A 4,031-nucleotide genomic window follows, 5' to 3' on the forward strand; every position below is an offset into this window, starting at 1 on the left:
GGAGTTCAGACGTGTGCTCTTCCGATCTGGTATTCCAGAACTATGCCTTGTATCCGCATATGACCGTGCAGCAGAATATCATGTTTCCGTTAGTCAACGCAAAAGTGAAAAAAGAGGAAGCGCTGGCGCGGTGTATGGAGATGGCCAAGCTGGTCAAGGTCGATGATCTGCTGAAGCGTAAACCGTCGCAGCTTTCCGGTGGTCAGCAGCAGCGGGTGGCGATCGCCCGGGCGTTGGTCAAGCAGCCGAAGGTTCTGTTGTTGGACGAACCGCTGTCCAATCTGGACGCGCGTCTGCGTTTGGAAATGCGTGAAGAAATTCGCCGCATTCAGAAAGAAACCGGCGTCACGACGATTTTCGTGACCCATGATCAGGAAGAAGCGATGAGCATCACTGATGAAATCGTGTTGATGAAAAAAGGTGTTATCCAGCAGCAATGCTTCCCACAGCGGATGTATCTGGAACCAGCTAATCAGTTTGTTGCCGGCTTCTTAGGCAATCCGCCGATGAATTTCGTGGAGGTTCAGGCTGAGCAGGGGATGATCCGCTTGAACGAAGCGCATTATTCGGTGCAGGAAGACATCAGCGGAACGGTGTTGGCCGGTATTCGTCCGGAATCGTTTACGCTGGGAGAGGAACTGACGGTCCTGGTAGAATCCGTGGAAATCCGCGGCCGCGACCAGCTGATCACCTTCACGCTCAATGCCACTCCGGTTCACGCCCTGATCGACAGCGTGCATTTAGTCAAAGCCGGTGCGCCGATCTCCCTGGCTATTAAGGGTAAGCGCATCTATCTGTTTGACAAGGAATCCGGCCGGCGGCTGAATAAGGAATTTAAGTATGAGTAAGGCTCCGACGATAAAAAAACGCTCCGCGTGGAAGAAATTCTACGAGAGCTATAAAGCCTATCTCTATCTCGCTCCGGCGATTTTAGTCATGCTGGTTTTCGTACTCTATCCGCTGGTGAAAGTGTTCCGGATGGGTTTTTATACAAAGTACAACTACCTGACGGAAGTCGGCAAGGGGTTTGGCCTGAAGGCGTTTGAGCATGTTCTCGGCGATCCATCCTTCCAGCTGGCGCTCAAGAATACGCTGATCATCTTTGGGGTAGGCCTGCCGATTTCGCTGATTATCGCGCTGGTGATCGCCGTCTTGATCAACTCCAAAGTCAAATTCAAAGGCGTTTTCCAAACGGTGTATTTTCTTCCGTATGTCACCTCGATCATTGCGATCGGTATCGTGTTCCGCTGGCTGTTCCACTCGGAATATGGTTATATCAATTATTTTCTGAGCCTGTTCGGGATTCCGGCAATGAAGTGGCTGTCGGATCCGAAGCTGGCGATCTGGGCGGTTACGATCTTCTATATCTGGAGCGGCCTGGCCTTTAAGATCGTACTGTTTTTGGCAGGCTTGCAGAAAATTGACGAGCAATACTATCAAGCGGCTCGGATTGATGGAGCGAGCAAGCTGCGGACGTTCTTTCACGTCACGCTGCCGCTGTTGTCGCCGACGCTCTGGATGGTCATCATGGTATCAGTGATCTACGCCTTTAAGCTGTATAATGAAATCTTTTCGCTGTTTTCCGGTCAGGCGGGTCCGGCCAACAGCGCGATCACCGTCGTTTATTACATTTATGATATGTTCTATAACCGCAATCAGGTTCATTATGCCTCGGCGGCCGCGATCATTCTGTTCATCATCATTACAGTCGTGACGATGATCCAGAACCAAGTGTCCAAGCGGTTCATCCATTATAACTAGGAAGGGGAGAGCGTGATGAAAAAGAAAAACAAGCTACCCGGTCAGCTGGGCACATTGCTTAAATATGCCTTCCTGATCGCCGGCGCGCTGTCGATGCTGTTCCCATTTCTCTGGATGATTCTGACGGCGTTCAAAACCTTGGACGAATCGATCCGGATTCCGCCGATCTGGTTCCCGAAGGAATGGATGGCGGTAAACTTCAAAACGGTTTTCGATACCGCTCCTTTCGGGCAGTATTTCATCAACACCTGCATCATCGCGACGATCTCCACGCTGCTGGCGGTTGTGGTCACGGTACTGGCGTCCTTCGCCTTTTCCGTTCTGGAATTCAAGGGGAAGAAATTCTGGTTCTGGCTGTTTCTGTCGACGATGATGGTGCCGACGGAGCTCTTGATCATCCAGAACTATGTCACCGTCTCCCATCTGGGCTGGCTGGATACCTACCAGGGCATTATTATTCCAACCCTGGCCAGCGGGTTTTACATCTATATGCTGCGCGAATATTTTATGCAGGTACCGCCAATCTTATATAAAGCCGCGAAGATCGACGGCTGCAGCGACTGGCGTTATCTGTGGAAGGTCATGGTCCCCATGAGCAAGAATGCGATCGCAACGATCTCGATCCTGCACTTCATCACGACCTGGAATTCCTTCCTGTGGCCGTTAATGGTCACCAACAGTCCGGACAAGCGGGTGCTGACGACCGGCTTGATGTACTTCAACAACGACGCTTCATCCTTCGTGAATCTGCAGATGGCCGGCGCCTGTGTCGTCATTCTGCCGATGGTCGTCTTCTATCTGATCTTCAGAAAGCAGATCATCAACGGCGTCGCCCGCGGTGGTATTAAAGGGTAGCCTTGGGCAGGCCCTTTGATATATAAAATAAAGAGAGGAAAGAAAACATGAAAAAAGGCTTAATTTGCATTCTTTCTCTGATGATGGTTCTCGGCTTAGGCGCTTGCTCGTCCAACGGCGGCAAGACGACGGAACCGGAGAACGGCGGCTCGGACAAGGCCGCTTTAGTCACAGAGATCACCAGCCCGATCAGCATTGAATTCTGGCATAACTGTACCAACATCCAAGAGGAAATCGTCAACCAGCGGGTTGAGGAATTCAACAGCACGATCGGTAAGGAAAAAGGCATCACCGTCACCGCGATCAACCAGGGCTCCAGTGCGGAAGTCAACAACAAGGTTGTCGGCGCGGTCAAGGCAAAGAACGCTCCGGCGGTGGTTCTGTCCCAGCAGACCTATGTGGAAGATCTGCTCGCCTCCGAAGCGGTGGTCGATCTGACGCCGTATATCAACGATGCGGCGGTCGGCATGACGGACTACGACGATATCTATGAATCGTTCAGAACATTCGGCGCCAACTATTCCGTCGAAGGAACGTATTCGCTGCCGTTTACAATGTATACGGAAGTGCTGTACTACAATCAGAAATTCTTTGAAACCAACGGATTAACCGTGCCGACAACCTGGGAGGAGCTGGCTGAAACTTCTGCGAAGATTCAGGCGATCACAGGCAAGCCGGCATTTGGCACCGACTATCCGGCGGATATGTTCATCACGCTGACCAAGCAGTTCGGCGGCGATTACACCAACGTCAAGGGCGAACTGTTATTCAACAGCGAGGCAGCCATCAAGGCGCTGACCTACATGCAGGAAAATATCCAGAACGGCAATTTTCGGTTAGCGGGCGAAGACATGTTCTTCTCCGGTCCGTTTGCCAACGGAATCGTTCCGATGTATATCGGCAGAACCGTGGAAAGCCAGTACATTTCCAGCAAGATCGCGGATCCGGAACAGGTTGTCTGGGCTTCCGCCGCAATTCCGCAGGCTGACGCTGCCAACAAGCAGGTCATTTCCAACGGTTACGTTTTAGCGGCGCTGAACCAATCCGGCAATGCGGAACAGAGCTATGCGGCTTATGAATTCATCAAATTCATGTCAAGCAAGGAATCCAACCTGCCGATGACGCTGAACACGGGGTATCTGCCGATCCGCCAGAGCGTGGTTGACGATGCAGAATACAAAGCATTCGTGGAAGCGGGCACCAACGACACGAAGATCTCCGGTCCGGCTCAGTCCGACGCTTACTTCTTCCTGCCGGCGTTCTCGACGGACGACTACACATCCAGCGCAGTTTATGAAGCGGTGAAGACGATGATGGACGAAGTGCTGGTCAATTTCAAAGATCCGGCAGCGGCCATCGAAGCTTGCCTGAACAGCCTGAAATAACCAACGACAGGGAAGGGGAGAGATCGGAAG

General features: G+C 51.9%; 4 protein-coding genes. All 4 read left to right on the forward strand.

From position 1 onward, the window contains the following. A partial coding sequence (locus tag AC5OW4_RS14750) for an ABC transporter ATP-binding protein (RefSeq protein ID WP_493677163.1) occupies positions 1-848 on the forward strand: 848 nt, incomplete at its 5' end. After that, a complete protein-coding gene (locus AC5OW4_RS14755) occupies positions 841-1,761 on the forward strand; it encodes a carbohydrate ABC transporter permease (protein WP_302951868.1) in 921 nt (306 codons plus the stop codon). The genes AC5OW4_RS14750 and AC5OW4_RS14755, both read left to right, overlap by 8 nt. A gap of 15 nt (positions 1,762-1,776) precedes the next feature. Beyond that, the gene (locus tag AC5OW4_RS14760; protein ID WP_493677164.1) at positions 1,777-2,616 is read left to right on the forward strand and encodes a carbohydrate ABC transporter permease; all 840 of its coding nucleotides are present in this window, start codon (positions 1,777-1,779) and stop codon (positions 2,614-2,616) included. Between the two features lie 47 nt (positions 2,617-2,663). Next, positions 2,664-4,001: an extracellular solute-binding protein gene (locus tag AC5OW4_RS14765; RefSeq protein WP_006059252.1), complete on the forward strand. Its 1,338-nt coding sequence runs from the start codon at positions 2,664-2,666 to the stop codon at positions 3,999-4,001. Positions 4,002-4,031: the final 30 nt, after the last annotated feature.

The sequence above is a fragment of the Holdemania sp. genome (assembly GCF_986127675.1).

Bases quoted from the DNA above. Each gene is read 5' to 3' on its own strand.
- AC5OW4_RS14765 (WP_006059252.1), top strand. From the start codon at position 2,664: ATGAAAAAAGGCTTAATTTGCATTCTTTCTCTGATGATGGTTCTCGGC.
- AC5OW4_RS14760 (WP_493677164.1), top strand. From the start codon at position 1,777: ATGAAAAAGAAAAACAAGCTACCCGGTCAGCTGGGCACATTGCTTAAA.
- AC5OW4_RS14755 (WP_302951868.1), top strand. From the start codon at position 841: ATGAGTAAGGCTCCGACGATAAAAAAACGCTCCGCGTGGAAGAAATTC.